The following is a 20,969-nucleotide window of genomic DNA, read 5'->3' on the forward strand; positions in this document are numbered from 1 at the left end:
CGGTGGGCGGGTGCAGGGCGCGCGCGGTGGTCATTCGATCACGTCTTCGCGCGGCAGCATCCGCTGGTTGTAGGTGTTGGCCATCACATAGCCGTAGGCACCGGCATCGGCGATCAGCATCACGTCGTCCGGCGCAGTGGACACCGGCAGCTTGCGGCGCTTGCCGAACACATCGCTGGATTCACAGATCGGCCCGACCACATCGAACGCCGCTTCGGCATACCCCCCCTGCCGGCTGAGGTTCTCGATGTCATGCCAGGCGTCGTACAGCGCCGGGCGCATCAGTGCGTTCATGCCGGCGTCCAGGCCGACACGGCGCACGCCGTCCTTTTCCACCACCTGGGTGGCATGGGTCAGCAGCACGCCCGATTCGGCCACCAGGTAGCGGCCCGGCTCGATCGCCAGGCGGAATGCCGGGTGCAGTCCCTTTACCTCGGCCAGGCCCTCGGCCCAGGCGTCCAGGTCGAAGGGTTCGTCTTCGTCGCTGTACGGAATCGGCAGGCCGCCACCGATATCGATGGTCTGTACGCTGCCGATGCGGCGGGCGAAACCGGCCAGCTCATCGCACATCAGGCGCCAGTGCTGCGCGGTTTCCACGCCGCTGCCCAGGTGCGCATGCAGGCCCACCACGCGGCTGCCCAGTTCGGTGGCCGCGCGCACGAACTCGTCGACGCGGGCGATCGGCAGGCCGAACTTGGACTCCTTGCCACCGGTGCGGACCTTGGCGTGGTGGCCCTCGCCCCGGCCCAGATCGACGCGCAGCCACAGCTCGCGGTTACGGAACAGGTCCGGCCAGCGCTGCAGCGCTTCCACGTTGTCGACGGTCACGGTCACGCCCAGCGCAAACGCCGCCTCGTACTCGCTGCGCGGGCAAAAGCTGGGGGTGAACAGCACGCGCTTGGGCGACAGTTCCGGCAGGTGCTGGAACACATGCTTCAGCTCGCCGTGCGACACGCACTCCAGGCCGAAGCCTTCGGCTTCCAGCAGCTGCAGGATGGCCGGGTGGCTGTTGGCCTTGATCGCGTAGTAGCGCTGGTCGATCGGCTTGATTGCGGCCAGTGCACGGGCGCGGGCGCGCACCGTCGGCAGGTGGTAGACGTAGCGCGGCGTACCGGCATCGGCCAGCTGCAGCAGGTGCGCACGCTGGCCGCGCCACCACGGCGTGCCGCGCGGGCGCACGGTGCCGGCAATCTCGCGCCAGCGCGGGCCGAACACTTCGGTCTCTTCCACCGGCATCGCGCCGCTGTCGATCAGCTCTGCGTGCAGGATCGGCAGCAGGCCATCGGCATCGGCCTCGTCGATGACGAAGGTCAAGTTCAGGTCGTTGGACGACTGCGAGATCATGTGCACGCGCTCGCGGCCGAAGGTGGCCCACACGTCCGACAGCTTGTGCAGCAGCGACCGCATGCCGCGGCCCACCAGGGTGATCGCCGCGCACGGCACGATCACCTTCACCTTGCAGATCTGCGACAGGTCGGCCGACAGCGCGGCCAGCACATCGGTGTTGACCAGGTTCTCGGACGGGTCCAGGGACACGGTGACGTTGGTCTCGGCCGAACCGATCAGGTCCACCGACAGGCCGTGCTTCTTGAACAGGTTGAACACATCGGCCAGGAAGCCGACCTGCTGCCACATGCCGATGCCTTCCATCGACACCAGCACGATGCCGTTGCGGCGGCTGATCGCCTTTACCCCCGGCACCGGCGCGGCGCTGCCGTCGATGCTGGTGCCCGGCAGTTCCGGGCGCTCGGTGTCGAGGATGGCCATCGGCACGCCGGCATCGCGGCACGGCTTGATCGAGCGCGGGTGCAGCACCTTGGCGCCGGTGGTGGCGATTTCCTGCGCCTCGTAGTAGTCCAGGCGGGTCAGCAGGCGCGCGTCCGGCACGTCCTTCGGGTTGGCGCTGAACATGCCCGGCACATCGGTCCAGATCTCCACGCGGCTGGCGCCGAGCAGCGCACCGAAGTACGCCGCCGAGGTATCCGAGCCACCGCGGCCGAGGATGGCGGTGCCGCCATCGGCATGCCGCGAAATGAAGCCCTGGGTGATCAGCAGGCGGGTCGGCTGCGCGCGGAAGCGCTGCATCCACTCGGCATCGGCACGCCACCGGCAGTTCACCGACAGGCGCTGCGACCAGTCGCTCTGGTTCGGCTGCGGCGGCATCGCATCCAGCCACTGGCGGGCATCCATCCAGCCCATGTCCAGGCCCGTGGCGTGCAGGTAGGCTGCGCCCAGGGTGGAGGACAGCAGCTCGCCCTGACCCAGCACTTCAGCCTGCCAGTCCAGCGGACGGGTCGCGGCGCGCGCGTCGTCCAGCAGGCCCTGCAGCGCCGCCAGGCGTTCGGCCAGTACCTCGCGGCCCAGGCCCAGTTCAACCAGGAAGCCCTCGTGGCGTTCGACCAGCGCCGCCACGCGATCACGGCTGTCCGGTGCGCCGTCGGCAATCGCGGTCAGTTCGTTGGTGACCCCGGACAACGCCGACACCACCACCAGCACGCGCGAGCCGGTCTCTTCCGCACGTTTTTTCGCCAGCTTCCCGATCGTGTCCCAGCGATGACGACGCGACACCGAGGTGCCGCCGAACTTCAGTACGATCCAACGATCGACAAGGGGGGAAGCTGACATGGATTGGCTATGTAGAATGTGGGGAAGCCGCCCTCGGGGGCGGAACCTTTGATTCTAAGCGCAATATCCCCGTAGATGGCCGTCCTCCGTTACCTGCAGCTCGATGTCTTCGCCCCCCGCCCCGGCACCGGCAACCCACTGGGCGTCATCCTGGACGCCGACGGGCTCTCCAGCCGCCAGATGCAGGCCCTGGCCGCCTGGCTGAATCTGTCCGAGACGGTGTTCTTCCTGCGCCCCAGCGCGCCGGGTGCCGACTACCACATCCGCATCTTCACCCCGACCCGCGAGCTGGCATTTGCTGGCCACCCCAGCGTCGGCGCCGCCTGGGCCGCGGTGAGCTGTGGCTTGGCGCAACCGCGCGACGGCGCCCTGCTGCAGCAATGCGCGGCGGGGTTGCTGCCGGTACGGGTGAGCGGTCCGGCCGAGGCACTGCAGATCCAGCTGGCCAGCCCACCGGCACGGCAACTGGACACGAGGGTGGACGCCGCGCCGGAGACGCTGCTGGCGCTGGCGGCCAACGGGCACGTGCCCGAACTGTGGGACAACGGTGCACGCTGGTGGCTGCTGCCGCTGCGCGACGCCGCCGCCGTGCGCGGACTGGCGCCAGACATGGCGGCCCTGCGCGACTGGAGCCTGGCCACCGACGCTACTGGCCTGGCCGTGTTCGCCGACGAGCCCGGCGACGACCACGCCCGCGTGGTGCGCGCCTTCTGCCCCGCTGACGCGGCCGCCGTACCCGAAGACCCGGTGACCGGCAGCGCCAATGCGCTGATCGGCGCCTGGCTGCGGCAGCGCGATGCCCTGCCCGGCCGCGAAGGCCGCTACGTGGCCAGCCAGGGCCGCGAAGTGGGCCGCGATGGCCGCGTGCAGGTGCAGGTCGACGCGCAGGGCACGGTGTGGATCGGCGGCCAGGTGCAGTGCGTGATCGACGGCAGCATCCATTGGTAGCGTCGGGCCACGCCCGGCGAACGCCGCACACGGACGCCGGGCATGGCCCGGCGCTACCGTACCCCTCTCGTTCTACGGAGTTTGCCCCCTATGACCACCCGCCGTTTCCTGCAGCTGGATGTGTTCTCCCCGCGCGCCGGCGCCGGTAACCCGCTGGCCGTGGTACTCGATGCCGAGGGCCTGGACGATGCCAGCATGCAGGCCATCGCCCGCTGGACGCGACTGCCCGAAACCACCTTCGTGTTTCCACCGCAGGCACCCGGTGCCAGCTACCGGCTGCGCATGTTCAGCCCGCAGAAGGAAGTGCCGTTCGCCGGCCACCCCAGCGTCGGCACGGCGCATGCGGTGCTGCAGGCAGGCCTGGCCACACCGATCGATGGCGTGCTGGTGCAGGACGGCATTGCCGGCGCCCTGCCGCTGCGCGTCAGCGGTGAGGGTACGCAGCAGCGCATCGCCATCCGCACCCCGCGCGCGCAGCTGGCCGAGACTGCCGAGGCGACCGATCCTCGCCTGCAGGCCGCACTGAAGGGCTGGCCGCTGGGCACGCTGCCACCGGCACGCATGCAGGGCGGGCGCAGCTGGTGGGTGGTGCAGGTGGCCGATGAGGCCGCATTGCGCGCGCTGCAGCCGGACTGGGATGCGGTGGCCGCACTGGCCGAGACCACCGACAGCATGGGCGTGTTCGCCTATGCCTTCAGCGATGGCAGCGAGGGCTTCGACCTGGCGGTACGTGCCTTCGTCGGCAATGGACGCCGCTTCGAAGACGCCGCCTCCGGCGCCGCCAACGCCGTGCTGGCCGCATGGCTGGACCTGCGCGATGCGCTGCCGCGCGGCCGCGCACCGTTCGAAGTCAGCCAGGGCCGCGAAGTGGGCCACGATGCGCGCCTGACGCTGCTGGTCGACGAGGACGGCGAGGTCTGGTCGGGCGGCCAGGTGCAGACCGTCATCACCGGCACCATCGATTGGTAAAGGGACACTGTAGAGCCGAGCCCACGCTCGGCTGTTCTTCGGCCAGATCACGGGACCTGCAGAAGCCGAGCCTGGGCTCGGCTCTACAGATGCGCCGGCTCAGCCCAGCTCGGCTTCCAGGCTGATCGGCACGGCGCTCAGTGCCTTGGACACCGGGCAGTTCTGCTTGGCGTCATCGGCAATCGCACGGAACTGCGTGGCGTCGATGCCCGGCACTACCGCCTTCACCTTCAGCCGGATCTGCGACAGCTGCGGGCCGCCTTCCAGCGACAGATCGACCTTGGCTTCGGTATCCAGCGAGGTCGGGGTAAAGCCGGCTTCGCCGAGCTTGGCCGACAGCGCCATAGTGAAACAACCGGCGTGCGCGGCAGCGATCAGCTCTTCCGGATTGGTGCCCTTTTCGTCGCCGAAACGGCTGTTGAAGCCGTAGCGGGTCTTGTCCAGCAGGCCACTCTGCGGCGTGCTCAACTGCCCCTTGCCCGACTTCAGATCGCCTTCCCAGTGCGCGGTGGCGTGTCGCGAGATTCCCATGTGCTGCTCCTGCGTGACGGTGATGAACGGTCACCCTCGCACGGGAGGCGTTAGCCCTGCGTCGCTCCGCCGCACGCTGGAGGTCGTCTTCCGAACCCGGCGCGTGGACACTTCCTCGCCAACCGGAAACGCATTTCCCTCTTGTTTTCAGTGGTTTCGCGCATTCCGACGATGGGCGGGCGCCGGCCATGGCGTGCGCTGCCACACCCCCATCCCCCACTGCCGGCCATGTACTGAATCGGCCTGGATATGAAAAAACATGCACTTTCCGCGCTTCGGGCTATTGGCGGCGCCCGAGAGTTGCCCTACATTGCGCTTGCCGACGGGGTTCGGCGCCGACCAAACAACCAACCGTTCACGGAACAGGAAACCATGGCAAAGACCGCTAAGAAGGCTGCCCCGAAGAAGGCAGTGAAGAAAGTCGCGACGAAGGCAGCCGCCAAGCCGGCCGCTCCGAAGCCGATCAAGGAAGTGCTGACCAAGTCCGGCCTGGTTGCACACATCGCTGAAGCCTCCGGCGTCATCGCCAAGGACGTCCGCGCTGTGCTGGCCTCGCTGGAAAGCGCCGTCGCCTCCTCGGTGCACAAGAAGGGCGCTGGCTCGTTCACCCTGCCGGGCCTGCTGAAGATCACCACCGTCAATGTGCCGGCCAAGCCGAAGCGCAAGGGCATCAACCCGTTCACCAAGGAAGAGCAGTGGTTCGCTGCCAAGCCGGCCACCACCAAGCTGAAGGTGCGTCCGCTGAAGAAGCTGAAGGACGCCGCGCTGTAAGCGCGCGCCCCAACGCGGATTCCGACGGGACGGCTCTGGCCGTCCCGTTTTTTTTGTCCCAACCACAGCCCGCAACACAGCGTTGCCGCATCCCCGGGAATGCGCGTACAGGCCCGTCGCCATTGGCTGGGCGTGGTGCGTTGCGGCCCCGGAACGTACCGGGTGGAACACTGCGTGCAGCCCCGGCCATCGCCGCCGGGCACGGCCTTGCCTAAGGTGGGCGCATCCTCCACAGCTACGGCGAGCGTCCCCTCATGGCCAGCCCCTCCACCCGCTACCGGATCTCGGTGACCCCCATCGAAAAGGACGGGTTGCAGTGCACCGGGCGCTGCACCATCGAACTGGAACATCGCGCCAGCCGCGACCTGATGCGCCTGCTGGAAGCGGCGCCGCGCACCGCAGGCATCAGCGGCGACGAGCGCGCGACCCTGGTGATCGCCACCCAGCTGCTGCGCGACATCGTGCAGCGCCACGCCGAAACCGAAGGCCATGCCTTGGCCGCCATCGCCGCGCAGGTGCTGCCGGCGCTGGATGCACTGGAACAGCTGCCCTCCTCCCGCTGATCGCGGCACAGCCGATACACTGCCTCCTTCCGTTCGCCTCGGGGAGGAGGCAGACATGCGCAGGTTCCTGATACTGATCGCACCGCTGGTGCTGCTGGCCTGTTCCCGGCCGCCATCGCAACCTCATCCTGCGGATGCCGCTCCGCCGGCCACGACCGAGGCGGCTGCCCGCGCGAAGCCACAGGCCGTCGCAGAAGGCGATGCAGCGGCCGTGCAGGCCATCGATGTCGATCCCCTGTTTGCCGCCGTCGCGGCCGAGGCCGAGCTGCCGGCGGGAATGCTCAATGCCTATGTCATGGCCCTGCTCAATCGCGATCGCAAGGCCATCGACGCCGCATGGACCTTCCCGCCCAGCGATGCACGACGCGCCGACGATGCCGCATTGCGCCAGCTCACGGACGTGCGCAGCCTGCGCCTGACCAGCGAACTGCCAGTCGCGCGCGACGGTCACCAGCCACCGCAGCTGCTGGAGGTTCCGGTGCAGATCCGCGCGGTGACCGCTGAGGGCACCTTCCGCTTCGGCGGCTGGTACCGCGTGCAGCCCAGCAGCGATGGCCGCGCCTGGCAGATCCAGTCGGCGCAACTGCGGCCATCGCTGGACTGAACCGTTGCAGCGGCATGCACGCGCGATTCAGCCGGCAAGGCTACTCTTTGGTCCATCCATTCCGCATTCACCGGTCACCGCCATGCGCCTGCGTTCCCTGATGACCCGCCTCGCGGCCTCCACCGTGCTGATCGCTGCTGCGATCGGCGCCCAGGCCGCCCCTTCCATTTCCGGCCGCGAACTGTCGGTCGGTGCCAGCGACGTGCAGCAGTACCTCGATGGCAGCTTCCCGCGCACCCAGGACGCCCTGGGGGGCCTGATCGCCCTGACCATGAGCCATCCGCAGCTGAGCCTTCCGGCCGGCGAACGGTTGAACCTGGGCATGGACGTCGCACTGGCCACCGCCGGTAGCAACCCGTCCAAGCTGGGAACGGTGAAGCTCAGCAGCGGCCTGCGCTACGACGCGCAGACCCAGGGCTTCCACCTGCAGCAGCCGAGCGTGGATGACTTCACCCCGGCCAACCAGGGCGGTCGCCTCGATTCGCGCACCCGCGGCCTGCTCAATGCCTGGCTGAGCGACTACGCCCAGCGCGAACCGATCTACAAGCTGGACCCGGCCGTGGCCGGCCTGCTCGGCGCACTGCAGGTGCAGTCGGCACAGGTGAAGAACGGCAAACTGGTGGTCACCTTCAACCAGAACCTGGGCAACTTGGTGCCGGCAGGCGTGCTGGGTAAATGAGGTAGTGCCGGCCGCTGGCCGGCACTACCCGTAGCGCATCAGGCGGCAAGTGCCTTGACCACCGCCTCACTGAAGGCGGGAATGTCGTCCGGCTTGCGGCTGGTGATCAGGTTTCCATCGATCACAACCGCGGTATCGCGCCATTTCGCACCTGCGTTGACCAGATCCTGCTGCAGGGACGGCCAGGACGTCACGTCGCGCCCCTCAGCAAGGCCGCTGTTGATCAGCAACCACGGGCCGTGGCAGATGGCCGCCACAGGCTTGCCGGCTTCATCCACTGCCCGGATGAAGCCGAGTACAACCTCGTCGGTACGCAGCGTGTCCGGATTGATGACGCCTCCGGGCAGGACCAAGGCATCGAAGCGTGCCGGATCCGCTTCATCCAGCGGAATGTCCACCGCGACGGCGTCGCCCCAGTTCTTCTCCTTCCAGCCCTTGATCGTCGCCTCCTTTGCGGGCGACACCACGCTGACGCGCGCGCCCTCGGCTTCCAGCAGCCGCTTGGGTTCGGTCAATTCGGACTGTTCGAAGCCGTGGGTGGCCAGGATGGCAATCTGCTTGCCCTTCAATCGCTCTGCCATGGGTGCACTCCGGTTGGGGGAGCCGACAGAATGGAAGAAAGGCCCTTGCACGGCGGTGACCCTGCCGTGCACGGCAGGTGGAGAGCCTCCGGGTAGTGCCGGCCAGGGGCTGGCACTACCCGGTAACGATCAGCGCTTGGGCTGCAGCATGGTGCCGGTGCACTTGGGCGAGCCGCAGCGGCACTCCCAGATCTTCTTCAACTTGGCGGTATGGCGTTCGGCCAGGGTGATGCCGTAGTTGTAGGTCAGTTCCTCACCTGGCTTGATGTCACGCAGCGCCTCGATGAACACCTTGTCGCCACGGCTGTCGCCGTCTTCGTCTTCCTCGATCACCGCCTCGCAGTTCGGGTCGCAGCTGTGGTTGATCCAGCGCGCGTCATTGCCCTTGTAGTTGGCATCGATCACCCAGTCGTCATTGAGGGTGAACAGGAAGGTGTGGCCGCTTTCGACGTCGCCGCTGTCATCGGCATCAACATCGCCGTGGCTGCGCAGCAGGCCCTTGTACTGGATCACGCGCTCGCCCTGCTTGATCGGGGCCACGGCGAACACGCCGTTGCCATGGATGGCGGACTTGCGGGCTTGGATCTTCTTGGGCATCGGCAAGGGAAGTCTGCAGCGAAAGGAACGTTGATTCTCGCCCATTCCGGGTGATTGCGAAAATCACCCCGTTGGCGCAGCATTGCGCCCTGGCAACGGCCCCGGTGTGTTCTCCCGGCCCGGCCCCAGCGCCGGCTGAATGCCCGGGTTGGATGGCGGCGAAGAAAAGCGTACAATTTCAGTCCGCTTTAAGAACCACTCGCATCCCCATGTTGCGCGTCACCAAACTCACCGATTACGCCACCGTCGTACTGACCGTGCTCGCCGCCCGTCCGGGCGAGGTGCTCAGTGCCACCGAGCTGGCCGAATTCACCGGTCTGGAGCCGCCCACCGTCAGCAAGGTACTCAAGCCGCTGGCCCAGGCCGGCCTGGTGGAAGGCCTGCGTGGCGTGCGTGGCGGCTACCGGCTGACCCGCCCGGCCATCGAGATCTCGCTGTTCGAAGTGGTCGAAGCGATGGAAGGGCCGCTGGCCCTGACCGAATGCAGCCACGACCACCACCAGTGCGGCATGGCGCCCAAGTGCGGCGCGCGCAGCAGCTGGCGGCTGATCAACGACGTGGTTTCCGAGGCCCTGCGCGATGTCACCCTCGCCCAGATCCTGCCCCCTCTCCCCCTTGCCGATGACGAACAGCGCCGCACCATCGCTGTCGACGTCGTCTCCTGATCCGTAGGCAGCCCCCCATGGCCACCGAAACCATCGAAAACGTCGCCCACGACGACACCCCCAACCGCGAGATCCACGAGCAGCTCGGCCGCAAGTATTCGGCCGGCTTCATCACCGAGATCGAATCGGACTCCCTGCCGCCGGGCCTGGACGAGGACACCATCCGTGCCCTGTCGGCCAAGAAGGATGAGCCGGAGTGGATGACGCAGTGGCGCCTGGACGCCTACCGCCACTTCCTGACCATGCCGATGCCGGACTGGGCCAAGCTGGAGATCGCGCCGATCGATCTGCAGGCGCTCAGCTACTACTCCGCGCCGAAGGGCCCGAAGTACGCCTCGCTGGATGACGTGCCCAAGGAGCTGCTGGACACCTACGACAAGCTGGGCGTGCCGCTGCACGAGCGCGCCAAGCTGGCCGGCGTGGCGGTGGATGCGGTGTTCGACTCGGTGTCGGTCGGTACCACCTTCCGCAAGGAACTGGCCGAGAAGGGCATCATCTTCTGCTCGATGTCCGAGGCCATCAAGGAACACCCGGAGCTGGTGCGCCAGTACCTGGGCACCGTGGTGCCGGTGGGTGACAACTACTTCGCCGCGCTCAACTCGGCGGTGTTCTCCGATGGCAGCTTCGTGTTCATTCCCAAGGGCGTGCGCTGCCCGATGGAGCTGAGCACCTACTTCCGCATCAACGCCGGCCACACCGGCCAGTTCGAGCGTACCCTGATCGTGTGCGAGGACAAGGCCTACGTGTCCTACCTGGAAGGCTGCACCGCGCCGATGCGCGACGAGAACCAGCTGCACGCCGCCGTGGTCGAGCTGGTCGCGCTGGAAGATGCGGAGATCAAGTATTCCACCGTGCAGAACTGGTACCCGGGCGACGAGAACGGCGTCGGCGGCATCTACAACTTCGTCACCAAGCGTGCCGAATGCCGTGGCGCGCGCAGCAAGGTCACCTGGACCCAGGTCGAAACCGGCTCGGCGATCACCTGGAAGTACCCGTCCTGCGTGCTGCTGGGCGACGACTCGGTGGGCGAGTTCCACTCGGTGGCGCTGACCCATCACCGCCAGCAGGCCGACACCGGCACCAAGATGATCCACGTTGGCAAGCGCACCAAGAGCAAGATCGTCAGCAAGGGCATCAGCGCCGGCCGCGGCCAGAACACCTACCGCGGCCTGGTGCGTGTGGACCGCAATGCCGATGGCGCGCGCAACTACACCCAGTGCGATTCGCTGCTGATCGGCAAGCAGTGCGGCGCGCACACCTTCCCCTACATCGAGGTGAAGAACCCGGGCGCCACCGTCGAGCACGAGGCCACCACCTCGAAGATTTCCGACGACCAGCTGTTCTACTGCCGCGCCCGTGGCATCAGCCAGGAAGACGCGGTGTCGATGATCGTCGACGGCTTCTGCAAGCAGGTGTTCCGCGAACTGCCGATGGAGTTCGCGGTGGAAGCCAAGAAGCTGCTGGAAGTCTCGCTGGAAGGTTCGGTGGGCTGACCGCCCGCCCTGCCCTCGCACAACGCATTCTTTTTACCGGCGGGCCCCGGCCCGCACCACGGAAACCCCCACCATGCTGAAGATCGAAAACCTCCACGCCCGCATCGGCGACAAGGAAATCCTCAAGGGCCTGTCGCTGGACGTCCAGCCGGGCCAGGTGCACGCCATCATGGGCCCGAACGGCGCCGGCAAGTCCACCCTGGGCAATGTCCTGGCCGGCCGCGACGGCTACGAAGTGACCGAAGGCAGCGTGCAGTTCGACGGCGTCAACCTGCTCGACCAGGACCCGGAAGCACGCGCCGCCGCCGGCCTGTTCCTGGCGTTCCAGTACCCGGTGGAAATCCCGGGCGTGAACAACACCTACTTCCTGCGCGCGGCACTGAACGCCCAGCGCAAGGCACGCGGCGAGGAAGAACTCGATTCCATGCAGTTCCTCAAGCTGGTGCGCCAGAAGCTGGCCGTGCTGCACCTGAAGGACGAACTGCTGCACCGTGGCGTCAACGAAGGCTTCTCCGGTGGCGAGAAGAAGCGCAACGAGATCTTCCAGCTGGCCGTGCTGGAACCGAAGCTGGCGATCCTGGACGAAACCGACTCGGGCCTGGACATCGATGCACTGAAGAGCGTGGCCGATGGTGTCAACGCACTGCGCGCTGCTGATCGCTCGTTCCTGGTCATCACCCACTACCAGCGCCTGCTGGACTACATCAAGCCGGACGTGGTGCACGTGCTGGCCGATGGCCGCATCGTCAAAAGTGGCGGCCCGGAGCTGGCACTGGAACTGGAAGCGCACGGCTATGATTTCCTGAAGGACCGGGTCGTGCCCGAGGCGGCGGTCTGATGAGCGCCCTGCTTGATTCGATGGCCCAGGCCTTCTGCGGCAGCGATGCGCGCCGCGAAGTGCTGGATGCGGCCCTGCGCGATGGCCTGCCGGCCGCCCGCAACGAGGCCTGGAAGTACACCTCGCTGCGCCAGCTGGAGCGCCGTGCGTTCGCGGCTGCACCGCTGTCCCCGCCGGCCCTGGATGCCGCGCTGCTGGAGGACATCCCGGCACCGCGCCTGGTGTTCGTCAACGGCCGCCTGGACGCCGCGCTGAGCGACGTGCAGGCCTTGCCGGCCGGCGTGCAGCTGCAGCCGCTGTCGGCCGCACTGGCCGCCGGCGAAGACGCCGTGCGTTTCCTTGGCCGCCGCTACGAGCGCAGCGAGGAGATCTTCGCCCGCCTGAATGCCGCGCTGGCCGATGAAGGCGTGGTGCTGCGCGTGGATGAAGGCGTGCAGGTCGACGTGCCGCTGCAGCTGGTGTTCGCCAGCGTCGCCGGTGACACCGACCTGGCCTGGCATCACCGCCACCTGATCGAACTGCGTGCCGGCGCCAGCCTGGGCGTGGTCGAGCACCGCTTCAGCGTGGGTGACTCCGCCCACCTGGACAACACCGTGCTGCATGCCCACGTCGCTCGCGATGCCGTGCTCAAGCACGCCCGCGTGCAGGCCGGCAGCGCGCGCCAGACCAGCTTCCTGCGCACCGACGCCGTGCTGGCCCGCGACGCGCAGTACCACCGCGTGGACCTGGAACTGGGCGCCGCGCTCAGCCGCCATGAACTGAACGTGCGCCTCGAAGGCGACAATGCCCAGCTGACCGCCAACGGCGTGCTGCTTGGCAATGGCCGCCGCCACGTCGAAACCCGCCTGGGCATCGACCACATCGCGCGCGATACCAGCTGCGAACTGCTGTGGCGCGGCGTCGCCGCCAACCGCAGCCGCGTGGTGTTCCATGGTGGCATCCAGATCCGCGAAGGCGCCGATGGCACCGACGCGAACCTGTCCAACAAGAACCTGCTGCTGTCGGCCGATGCCGAGATCGACACCCAGCCAACGCTGGTGATCGACGCCGATGAAGTGAAGGCCGCGCACGGTGCGACTGTCGGCCAGCTCGATGCCAACGCGCTGTTCTACCTGCGCTCGCGCGGCCTGCCGCAGGCACAGGCGCAGGCACTGCTGAGCGCCGCGTTCTGCCACGAGCCGTTGAAGATCCTGCCGGACGCACTGCGTGCGCAGCTGGCACACCGTCTGGACAAGGCGCTGGCCGAGGCAGGTGTGGCATGAACCTGTCCACGCCGCGACCGATCGAAGAACGCACCGGCGCCCCCGACTGGGACCGCGTCCGCCTCGACTTCCCGCTGCTGATGCGTGAAGTGCATGGCAAGCCGCTGGTCTATTTCGACAATGCCAACACCGGCCAGAAGCCGGTGCAGGTGATCGGCGCGGTGGACGAGTTCTACCGCCGCTACAACGCCAACGTCAGCCGCGCGGTGCATGCACTGGGCAGCGAAGCCACCGACGCCTACGAAGGCGCACGCAACACGCTGGCGCGCTTCCTCAACGTGCGGCCCAGCGACCTGGTGCTGTGCAGTGGCACCACCTTCGCCATCAACCTGGTGGCCTATTCGTGGGCGCTGCCGCGGCTGAAGGCCGGCGACGTGATCCTGATCACGCGCATGGAGCACCACGCCAACATCGTGCCGTGGCAGCTGGTCGCGCAGCGTACCGGCGCCACCATCCGCGTGGCCGAGATCACCCCCGATGGCGCGCTGGACCTGGATGCGCTGCGCGCGGCGATGACCCCGGAGGTCAAGCTGCTGGCGGTTACTCATGTCTCCAACGTGCTGGGCACGGTCAATCCGGTGCGCGAGATCTGCCGCGAAGCGCGCAAGCGCGGCATCATCACCGTGGTCGATGGCTCGCAGGCCGTACCGCACCGCAAGGTCGACGTGGCCGCGATCGGCTGCGACTTCTACGCCATCACCGGCCACAAGATGTGCGGCCCGACCGGCACCGGTGCGCTGTGGGCGCGCCGCGAGCACCTGGACGCGATGCCGCCGTTCCTCGGTGGCGGCGAGATGATCAAGGAAGTCAGCTTCGACGGCACCGTGTTCAACGATGCCCCGCACAAATTCGAAGCCGGCACCCCGAACATCGCCGGTTTCATCGGCCTGGGTGTGGCTGCCGACTACCTGCAGCAGCTTGGCCAGGAGAACGTGGAAGCACGCGAAGCCGAACTGCTGGCGCACTTCACCGAAGAACTGCGCCGCGTCGACGGCCTGCGCATCATCGGCGAAGCGCCGGAGAAGGCTGCGGTGGTCTCGTTCCTGATCGATGGCGCGCATGCGCACGATCTGGCCACCCTTCTGGATCTGGAAGGCGTGGCCGTGCGCTCGGGTCAGCACTGCGCACACCCGCTGCTGCAGTACTTCGGCGTCGCGGCTACCTGCCGCGCCTCGCTCGCGTTCTACAACACGCATGCCGAGATCGAGCGGTTCATGACGGCGTTGACGAAGGTGCGAAAGCTGCTGGGCTGAAGATTCGCCAGAATCGAGGAAGTATGAGAACGCCGCAGGAAACTGCGGCGTTTTTTATTGCGCACTGAACGCAACCAAGCAGAGGCGTGACCGGGAAGCACCGAGTGATGCCAGGAACGGGCAATCTCACCGTAATGCCGATCCGTCCACCATCAACGGCCTTGAGGCACCGTCTCCTACATGCCAACAAGCATGGATACCCCGGATGCAATCAAGAAGACGTACATCATCACGACGCCCCTCAGCACCCACCGTTCCCCCTGATGGAGCGTCTGCCCTTTTGAAGTAAGGGCAAGCACTGCAATACCGCGCAAGCACCTAATCCACCAATCAACCTTGATGATTCCGACTGCAGCGAGTACTTCCGGCCGTTCACGCTCGATTTTCAGCAACATCCTGTGAGCCGCAAATGCGTTTATCCACATGGCGCCTAGAATGATGGAAGCCAAAATGGGGAAGCTCTCAACAAGGCTTTTCATCGTTCTTCACCCTGGCACCGCGCTATAAAAATCGTCAAACACGCTCCGCAGATCAAATCATTCCGCAATTTCTGCAATACGGCAAACCCCTCCACCCACATCCGCCTCAACCTTGACGTGGAGATTATTCGTAAAATACACATCCCCATGGCAGACCACTCGGACACTGCTCTCGTAGTAAGTTAAAAGAAGTGAGGAATCAGTAGCGACCTCAGGCTTCACAACCCTGCTTTCACCGACAGGAATTGATCCTACGCCTACCACCAGCGCCAACCTCCAAGCTGACGTCATAAATCACCTCCCTTCCAACATTCCAACAATCACCGGATCCGACAACCAATCACAACCTTGCAACCCCAGCGAAAGAACCACAGCAGCCAGGCATGAGTGGATTCGACCACTCCACGCGGCTGAGTGCTCAGCATCCAACTTGCAGTTCGCCATTTCTTGCAGCCTCCGAACATGGAGAAGAATCTGCACCTCCCGAACTGATGTACCGCCCCGGCCAGTGTTCCAAAGCCATCAACAACGCGACGGCGCTCGATGACTCAGCCGCCACACTTACACCCTGCTCAGCTGAAGCGAGAAGCTGGCACCGTTCGCGAGCACTGATCAGCTCGGGAAGCGCGACAGAGATTCTCACGATGCCCGACAGGGTTCACCCTCCCACGGGTGTTTAGTCTCTCACCCGGCGAGCCTAACTATCACAGCGAGTTGATCAACTGAAGTGCTGAACAACGACGCTAGCCACTCCTTCAAGAGAACGGATTGGAGATGGCCGCATAAATCACTTCAGGCGGCTCATCAATTCCGAACGCCTCTCTATGCATCATCTCCTCAATATAGCGATGTTTTTCTATGCCCCCAGGATAGGGGCTTACCACCTCAAGAAAATCACGACCACCAACAGCTACAACAAAACGCTCATGAATATCCCAATAGCACAGTGAGCCGGACGAATGGTGGCGCAGCACAACTTCGAAACCTTCAGCGCGACTATCAATCTCGTAAATATCGTAGGCATCAGCAATGAGAACATCCTCAATCTGCTCGCCGTCCGCAGATATCCTCGACAGCAGCGGCCGGTCACTGCCAGAGACCTTGCAAAATGCGAGCCATATAAAATAGCAATCCACAATTGACAACGACCACGGGTATACAGCGTTGCTCCGCCCTTTCACATATTTCATAAAAAGCAGGGAATCATCACCAAACATGCAACCTACTCCTCCTTAAGTCCAACCTTAATCACCTCTTTAATCTTGGTTCCGGTTCGTTCAGCGCTGAGCCGGGCTGAGGAGTCGATGCGTTCAAGGGCGCAAGAAGACCCTTGACGTACCCACCGAGGCCAACTACGTCCTCAGCTGTACCAATCAGGTCCCGTCGCATCATCTTCTCGACATGCTCTACACCACCAAGTCGCGCGACAACATCCGCAAGGAAAGTGACATCTCCCGCAAATAACGTCACGTCCTGATCCAGCTTTACGACCCAGCGACCATCACGCGAAAACAAGAAATGATCACGCATGAAGTTCCCATCTTCCAGCCAGTAGAAGCGCAGGCTATCCAGCCCTCGCTCAATTTCCACAGAGCTTCCACCGTCGGAGCACTCTGAACATCGAACCGCGCACATTGCGATATCTGCAAAGTGCTCCGAAAGTGCGCTCAGCCACGCCGCCCAAACATCGTTCGGAGCAAAATCCTCATACAGGTTGCGATCAAACGCCATCCCTGCCCAGTCCTCCCGGAGGAGAGGGAGATCCGGAGGGTTAGCATCCGAGAGGGATGCCGCAATGAAATCTGGCCAGCAACATGTAATGCTCATGGCTTCTCTGAGTGCACTCAAGCCCACTCATCAATACTCCGCCTAACGGCCAACACCTGTGCTTCGGCATAGCGGGGATCGCGAATACGGATATCGGCATCATCAAGATAGTGCCATATCACGTGAGGAACCCCGATTTCATACGAACTTGACCGAATCACGTTCTTGATAAATTGCGCCCTCTGGTACCAGCCAGACACCTGTTCCTCGGAAGCAGGCTCGGATTCCAACAGCCTCCACAGACAGGCTAAAACGAGATTCTTTTCATCGATAGCGCTCAATGCGATACCTCATATTCTTCAACCAAGGCGCCCCCCCCAAAGCCTATCGACGTGATCGATCAGCTCGCAATGACACAGACGCAATCGCGCAACGAGGAGAACTGAGCTGCCCAGGAGTGCCATGGCGTAATGTGACATCTGCGACTCTACCAGCGATCGAGAATGTTCCGAAGCCCCTTCCTGGCAAGTGTCACCCCTAAGACGGGGACCATGTGATCACATGTTAGGCGCGCCTTTGAATCATCCCGCTTTCCTGCCATAGAAGGCAGAAATGAAAGCACATGACGTCATTTCCACAACCTATCACTCACTTCAGATCTTCAAGATTGACGAGCACATCTCCAAATTTCGCACGTGGCACGGGACCAGGGATTCGTAGGGAGCGAACTTCAAGGGGGGCGTGAATTTCGCCAAGCAGCAGATCACCTGTCGAATTGTCAGCTTCTCTTGTCCTGAACAACCCAATTATCGAAACCCATGAATACGCGTATTCGTCAAATACGCCTTGCTGCATATCTACTGGACCTCTAATTCGAACTTGAGTCTCCTCAGTCACTCCGGCCTCAAACAACTCTTTGCTTGAACTCAGTACAAAGAGCTCCCGGCTCACCCCGAGATAGCCCTCCATCCGCACCAACTTTCCATTGAATAGCCGGGGCGTAGCAGCTAGTTCCCGGAAGCTGACTCGGCAAGCGGAGCTGCCCTCGACCCCACAGCTCTTTCCAGACGGTTCGCCCCCGCCTTCTTGATGCCTGCAACCAGCCCCGTAGAAAATAAAAAAAATAACCATGAAAAACCGGAAATCAACATTCACGCCCACACCTCTGCGTCGCCATCCAGCGCCATGGGATACCGCTCACCTTCTTCGCTCCACACCCATAAACCCAAGCTCCTCCTGCCAGCCGAAAAGTGCGCGGAATCATTGATAGCCAAGCTCATCAACAATAGCCTTGCACTCGGGATCCAAATCGACATGAAATGATTTCAACTCCCCGGACGGCAGTTTTCCGTCGTCCGAGCGATGCATTACTGCATATCCTCGCAGCCCTGCCACCGTCCCCTCAGGAGCAATGTCGTAGACATCCCCACCCCACCCCCGCGACGACTTTACATAGTCGGCCACCACCAAAAGACAGTTGTCATCCAGCCGACCGCTTCCTATTTCATGTAGCGAACAACCAGCGACAGATACAAGACATAGCACTGAAGTGCGCGCAAACCCTTGAAGAACCATCGCTGGTCGTCGGCATCGAGATGAACTTGTAGATTTCACAGCACTCCCGCCACTTGTCGAGAAACCCAGGAAGGAACACCGTGGGCCGCGTGTCCACCCGCGTTTGCGGTGGTGATTCTATCAATAGCGCGTCAGCCACTGTTTGGCGACAACGTGCTCCCATTCTACTTGGGATAGCCATTCGCCCATCACCCCTTCAGCCATGACCATCCGAACCACCTCACCAGAAAGCTCATACACCGTACGCTCGATGACATTTCCATTGACAGCGGTAATCACCGCCGGTGAAGCCAACGCATCGGTGCAAGTGTACATGACCACTTCATCGGCAGCGCCCAGCACTATATACAGGCTATGCGCACCAACACCGCGAGTGCCGCCCGAATCAGTGGAAAGCCAGCCCTTTTTCCTTCCGACAGCCCACCCTCGACCTCTCGGCAATAATCGTCACACACTCATTCAAAGGAAGCCCACAGGTGTCCGCCGACCTGACGACACCTTGATGATCGGCCAAGACGAAATATACCCCCACCCTTTCGCTTCCAGCCTGATCAAATGATTTCCTGACATCAATTAAATGTACCCTGCATATTTGCGCTTCTGGCACGCTCCCGGAAGCACTAAAAACTGACTCAAGCGCAAGTGCGTAGTGATTAGCCGCTGCGTTTCCCGGCTCATGATTTATGACCACACCCAAACCTTCATCTCTTCCGCCACAGGCGGCAATTCCTAAAAAACAAAGCGCCGCCACAATAATACCGGCCAGCCACCCAAAGCGATCAAGCACTTGGGAATTTCTCACTGAAATACCTCCCAAAACTTGGCGCACCCGCAATCTACATCCTTTCACAGAACCTGAGCATTCGCTTCACAATGATCGAGGCACACTGGCGTTCGTCAATACCACAAGTCCCCGCAGTCAAGAGTTTCCCGCTACCATCAGTCAATACATAGAAAATCCTTCTATTTCTCCGCCCCTCCCGAGAGAGTTCGAGCTGCGATACCACTAACTCTGCATTCACTTCCCGCTCCCCATCCACAGGGCGCGAATGTATGAGTTCATCCATATCAGCATGGATCTTCTGAGATGAGGAGCTGTCGTGGTCCTGGTTGGCCACCCGAAGAAGACAACCGCGGTCCTGCACACAGGAGGCAAGAAGCAGCATCGGTAAGGCAGCAGATAGAGAAATTATGATCTTCATCGAGACCTGCCCAACCAATAACCTCGAGTTCAAACCAGAATGCGCTCCGCACCACCCGTTCCTATCATCGAATCCAAACGAATTATTATCGGCATTCGCGCAACTGCTGCCTCTAATTGGAGAGCCCCACCCCGCAAGGTGGAACCCCGACCCGTTCATGCCGCAATCTCTGAAGATCCATCTCCATCAGTTCGCGCGTAGTCTCCGGCGGATCAAGACGCAAACCTTCCTCGAGGATTTGCATCGCGCGCTTACAGTCTCCCCCGCCTTGCTCAAGGGAGAGAAACAGTGCCAATCGCTGCATTGAACTAACGTCCATTCGTGCGACCCCCTCCTCAAGCCAGTAGCGATACCGCTCCATGTCGCCACGCGTCGAGTAGTGCCATTCAAGCTTAAGACGGGCCCCTGCATTCCCGTTTTCAGCCATCGAAATCTGACGTTCCAACTCTTCCTCGGAAAGGGCCAAACTTGGCGCTTCATCATGCTTCTCATTTCGGGAAAGCCGCTCTTCCTGGGGCTCCCCGTTACCGCAGCCAACAAGCAGCAAAGACAAAACAACGGAATTCGAAAGAATTTTCATTGCTTCACCTTCACCGTTTCCATTCTACGAATTCCGGACCCCAATTCAGGCTCAGCAAACTGATAGGATATTGAACCATCAGCTTTGATCGTAATCGAACGAATAGCTGGACCCGTCGGCCCCGTCCCTCCAGGCGAGAACCTTTGCCATACACCTGCACCTCCGGTTCCGTTCTCACCCATACTGACACGGAGCGTCATGTCATCTCCAGGCTTGTAGTTTTTTGGATAGCGAACGAATCCGTTGGGAGCATATACGGACGACTTATTCAGGTTCGCCCATCCCTGAGCAAAAGCCTTTGCCTGACCGATTTCCGCCCCAAGGTGGCAACCTGCCATGAATATTTCCTGGCCCTGTTTTAGCCCAAACTGGGTCCGAGCCATATTCCATGAGCTGACTGTGGAGTAGTTTTCCATGCGCCCCCCTCGCTGGTCCTGAATGACCATGTTATTGGCGTGCCCTCCGACCGTGAACTTGCCCGGAATGTTGAGCGCATCTCCTGCCGCTCTCAGCCCGTTCGGATCAGCTTCACTGAACACGTTCATGTCTGCCCTGCCGTCCGGATCCTTGAACTTATACGGATTGGCAGAAGCGTAGCGATAGCGATTGAATGAAGCCCCTTCCGAACTAGCTGCAACTGGATCAGCCCCCAGAAATGCGACAGTTTGGAAGTCATAGTACCGCTGCTGCATGTAACTCAGCCCGGTCCCGGAGTCCGTCACATGCCCCGTATATCCCGGCCCATCCTTCAACGGCCGATTCACCACCGCCCCATACGGCTCATACACCGTACGCTCGATGACGTTTCCGCTGGCATCGGTGATCGCCACAGGTGACCCAGTGCGTCAGTGTGGATGTACTCGACGACTTCCTGTGCGACCGCCGGAGCCACACAGGCCGCCAGCAGCACCACCGTGGGCACCGCCCGAATCAACAGCGAACAGAGTCCATTCATGGCTTAGTCCCAATTCAATACGCCGCGGGTGA

24 protein-coding genes are annotated in these 20,969 nt (G+C 63.1%); 11 read left to right on the plus strand and 13 right to left on the minus strand.

What is annotated here, in order from left to right:
* Nucleotides 1-30: 30 nt before the first annotated feature.
* Nucleotides 31-2,625, minus strand: coding sequence for a bifunctional aspartate kinase/diaminopimelate decarboxylase (locus tag N5D20_RS03510; protein ID WP_279914250.1), 2,595 nt, complete (start codon nucleotides 2,623-2,625; stop codon nucleotides 31-33).
* A gap of 75 nt (nucleotides 2,626-2,700) precedes the next feature.
* Here N5D20_RS03510 and N5D20_RS03515 point away from each other — a divergent pair, with 75 nt between their 5' ends.
* Nucleotides 2,701-3,573, plus strand: coding sequence for a PhzF family phenazine biosynthesis protein (locus tag N5D20_RS03515; RefSeq protein ID WP_043396944.1), 873 nt, complete (start codon nucleotides 2,701-2,703; stop codon nucleotides 3,571-3,573).
* 90 nt (nucleotides 3,574-3,663) lie between these two features.
* The gene (locus N5D20_RS03520; protein ID WP_191862949.1) at nucleotides 3,664-4,542 is read left to right on the plus strand and encodes a PhzF family phenazine biosynthesis protein; all 879 of its coding nucleotides are present in this window, start codon (nucleotides 3,664-3,666) and stop codon (nucleotides 4,540-4,542) included.
* Between the two features lie 99 nt (nucleotides 4,543-4,641).
* On the opposite strand, the gene N5D20_RS03525 is transcribed toward N5D20_RS03520, so the two are convergent.
* Nucleotides 4,642-5,073, minus strand: a complete 432-nt coding sequence (locus N5D20_RS03525; RefSeq protein WP_005408443.1) for an OsmC family protein — start codon at nucleotides 5,071-5,073, stop codon at nucleotides 4,642-4,644.
* Nucleotides 5,074-5,445: 372 nt separating this feature from the next.
* Here N5D20_RS03525 and N5D20_RS03530 point away from each other — a divergent pair, with 372 nt between their 5' ends.
* The 4 genes from N5D20_RS03530 to N5D20_RS03545 all read left to right on the plus strand — a co-directional run bounded on the left by N5D20_RS03530 (nucleotide 5,446) and on the right by N5D20_RS03545 (nucleotide 7,690).
* Nucleotides 5,446-5,844: an HU family DNA-binding protein gene (locus tag N5D20_RS03530; protein ID WP_010483539.1), complete on the plus strand. Its 399-nt coding sequence runs from the start codon at nucleotides 5,446-5,448 to the stop codon at nucleotides 5,842-5,844.
* A gap of 254 nt (nucleotides 5,845-6,098) precedes the next feature.
* Nucleotides 6,099-6,407: a DUF3861 family protein gene (locus N5D20_RS03535; RefSeq protein ID WP_010483541.1), complete on the plus strand. Its 309-nt coding sequence runs from the start codon at nucleotides 6,099-6,101 to the stop codon at nucleotides 6,405-6,407.
* Between the two features lie 55 nt (nucleotides 6,408-6,462).
* On the plus strand, nucleotides 6,463-7,011 hold the full coding sequence (locus N5D20_RS03540) for a hypothetical protein (protein ID WP_191862950.1): 549 nt from the start codon (nucleotides 6,463-6,465) through the stop codon (nucleotides 7,009-7,011).
* An 82-nt stretch (nucleotides 7,012-7,093) separates the two neighbouring features.
* A complete protein-coding gene (locus N5D20_RS03545; RefSeq protein WP_197653851.1) occupies nucleotides 7,094-7,690 on the plus strand; it encodes a DUF1439 domain-containing protein in 597 nt (198 codons plus the stop codon).
* Nucleotides 7,691-7,728: 38 nt separating this feature from the next.
* Here the strand turns inward: N5D20_RS03545 and N5D20_RS03550 are convergent, their stop codons facing one another.
* Both N5D20_RS03550 and N5D20_RS03555 read right to left on the minus strand, forming a co-directional pair.
* On the minus strand, nucleotides 7,729-8,271 hold the full coding sequence (locus N5D20_RS03550; protein WP_010483547.1) for a type 1 glutamine amidotransferase domain-containing protein: 543 nt from the start codon (nucleotides 8,269-8,271) through the stop codon (nucleotides 7,729-7,731).
* A gap of 129 nt (nucleotides 8,272-8,400) precedes the next feature.
* Complete coding sequence (locus N5D20_RS03555) at nucleotides 8,401-8,868, minus strand: SET domain-containing protein-lysine N-methyltransferase (protein ID WP_191862952.1); 468 nt, start codon at nucleotides 8,866-8,868, stop codon at nucleotides 8,401-8,403.
* 209 nt (nucleotides 8,869-9,077) lie between these two features.
* On the opposite strand from N5D20_RS03555, the gene N5D20_RS03560 reads away from it, so the two are divergent.
* The 5 genes from N5D20_RS03560 to N5D20_RS03580 all read left to right on the plus strand — a co-directional run bounded on the left by N5D20_RS03560 (nucleotide 9,078) and on the right by N5D20_RS03580 (nucleotide 14,379).
* On the plus strand, nucleotides 9,078-9,533 hold the full coding sequence (locus N5D20_RS03560) for an SUF system Fe-S cluster assembly regulator (RefSeq protein ID WP_005408436.1): 456 nt from the start codon (nucleotides 9,078-9,080) through the stop codon (nucleotides 9,531-9,533).
* 17 nt (nucleotides 9,534-9,550) lie between these two features.
* A complete protein-coding gene (gene sufB / locus N5D20_RS03565) occupies nucleotides 9,551-11,026 on the plus strand; it encodes a Fe-S cluster assembly protein SufB (protein WP_005408435.1) in 1,476 nt (491 codons plus the stop codon).
* A 73-nt stretch (nucleotides 11,027-11,099) separates the two neighbouring features.
* Nucleotides 11,100-11,864, plus strand: coding sequence for a Fe-S cluster assembly ATPase SufC (gene sufC, locus N5D20_RS03570; protein WP_279915083.1), 765 nt, complete (start codon nucleotides 11,100-11,102; stop codon nucleotides 11,862-11,864).
* A complete protein-coding gene (sufD, locus tag N5D20_RS03575; protein ID WP_043396957.1) occupies nucleotides 11,864-13,126 on the plus strand; it encodes a Fe-S cluster assembly protein SufD in 1,263 nt (420 codons plus the stop codon). Before sufC ends, sufD begins: the two co-directional genes overlap by 1 nt.
* On the plus strand, nucleotides 13,123-14,379 hold the full coding sequence (locus tag N5D20_RS03580; protein WP_010483557.1) for a cysteine desulfurase: 1,257 nt from the start codon (nucleotides 13,123-13,125) through the stop codon (nucleotides 14,377-14,379). The genes sufD and N5D20_RS03580 overlap by 4 nt, the downstream gene beginning before the upstream one ends.
* Nucleotides 14,380-14,555: 176 nt before the next feature.
* Here N5D20_RS03580 and N5D20_RS03585 read toward each other — a convergent pair whose 3' ends face one another.
* The 9 genes from N5D20_RS03585 to N5D20_RS03625 form a co-directional block, all read right to left on the minus strand.
* Complete coding sequence (locus N5D20_RS03585) at nucleotides 14,556-14,858, minus strand: hypothetical protein (RefSeq protein ID WP_279915084.1); 303 nt, start codon at nucleotides 14,856-14,858, stop codon at nucleotides 14,556-14,558.
* A 755-nt stretch (nucleotides 14,859-15,613) separates the two neighbouring features.
* Nucleotides 15,614-16,075 carry a hypothetical protein gene (locus N5D20_RS03590; RefSeq protein ID WP_279915085.1) on the minus strand — a complete coding sequence of 154 codons (462 nt, stop codon included), beginning with the start codon at nucleotides 16,073-16,075 and terminating at the stop codon, nucleotides 15,614-15,616.
* Between the two features lie 31 nt (nucleotides 16,076-16,106).
* A complete protein-coding gene (locus tag N5D20_RS03595) occupies nucleotides 16,107-16,589 on the minus strand; it encodes a hypothetical protein (RefSeq protein WP_019337099.1) in 483 nt (160 codons plus the stop codon).
* A gap of 113 nt (nucleotides 16,590-16,702) precedes the next feature.
* Nucleotides 16,703-16,966: a hypothetical protein gene (locus N5D20_RS03600; RefSeq protein ID WP_138984351.1), complete on the minus strand. Its 264-nt coding sequence runs from the start codon at nucleotides 16,964-16,966 to the stop codon at nucleotides 16,703-16,705.
* Nucleotides 16,967-17,273: 307 nt separating this feature from the next.
* Nucleotides 17,274-17,780, minus strand: a complete 507-nt coding sequence (locus tag N5D20_RS03605; RefSeq protein WP_279915086.1) for a hypothetical protein — start codon at nucleotides 17,778-17,780, stop codon at nucleotides 17,274-17,276.
* Between the two features lie 540 nt (nucleotides 17,781-18,320).
* On the minus strand, nucleotides 18,321-18,515 hold the full coding sequence (locus N5D20_RS03610) for a hypothetical protein (protein ID WP_019337101.1): 195 nt from the start codon (nucleotides 18,513-18,515) through the stop codon (nucleotides 18,321-18,323).
* Nucleotides 18,516-18,585: 70 nt separating this feature from the next.
* Nucleotides 18,586-19,029, minus strand: a complete 444-nt coding sequence (locus tag N5D20_RS03615) for a hypothetical protein (RefSeq protein WP_279915087.1) — start codon at nucleotides 19,027-19,029, stop codon at nucleotides 18,586-18,588.
* Between the two features lie 485 nt (nucleotides 19,030-19,514).
* Nucleotides 19,515-19,982, minus strand: a complete 468-nt coding sequence (locus N5D20_RS03620) for a hypothetical protein (protein ID WP_019337102.1) — start codon at nucleotides 19,980-19,982, stop codon at nucleotides 19,515-19,517.
* Entirely contained in the window at nucleotides 19,979-20,812 is an 834-nt protein-coding gene (locus N5D20_RS03625; protein ID WP_231298850.1) for an RHS repeat-associated core domain-containing protein, read from the minus strand. The genes N5D20_RS03620 and N5D20_RS03625 overlap by 4 nt, the downstream gene beginning before the upstream one ends.
* Nucleotides 20,813-20,969: the final 157 nt, after the last annotated feature.

Source organism: Stenotrophomonas sp. GD03877, from assembly GCF_029840555.1.
Classification (GTDB): Bacteria; Pseudomonadota; Gammaproteobacteria; order Xanthomonadales; family Xanthomonadaceae; genus Stenotrophomonas; species Stenotrophomonas geniculata.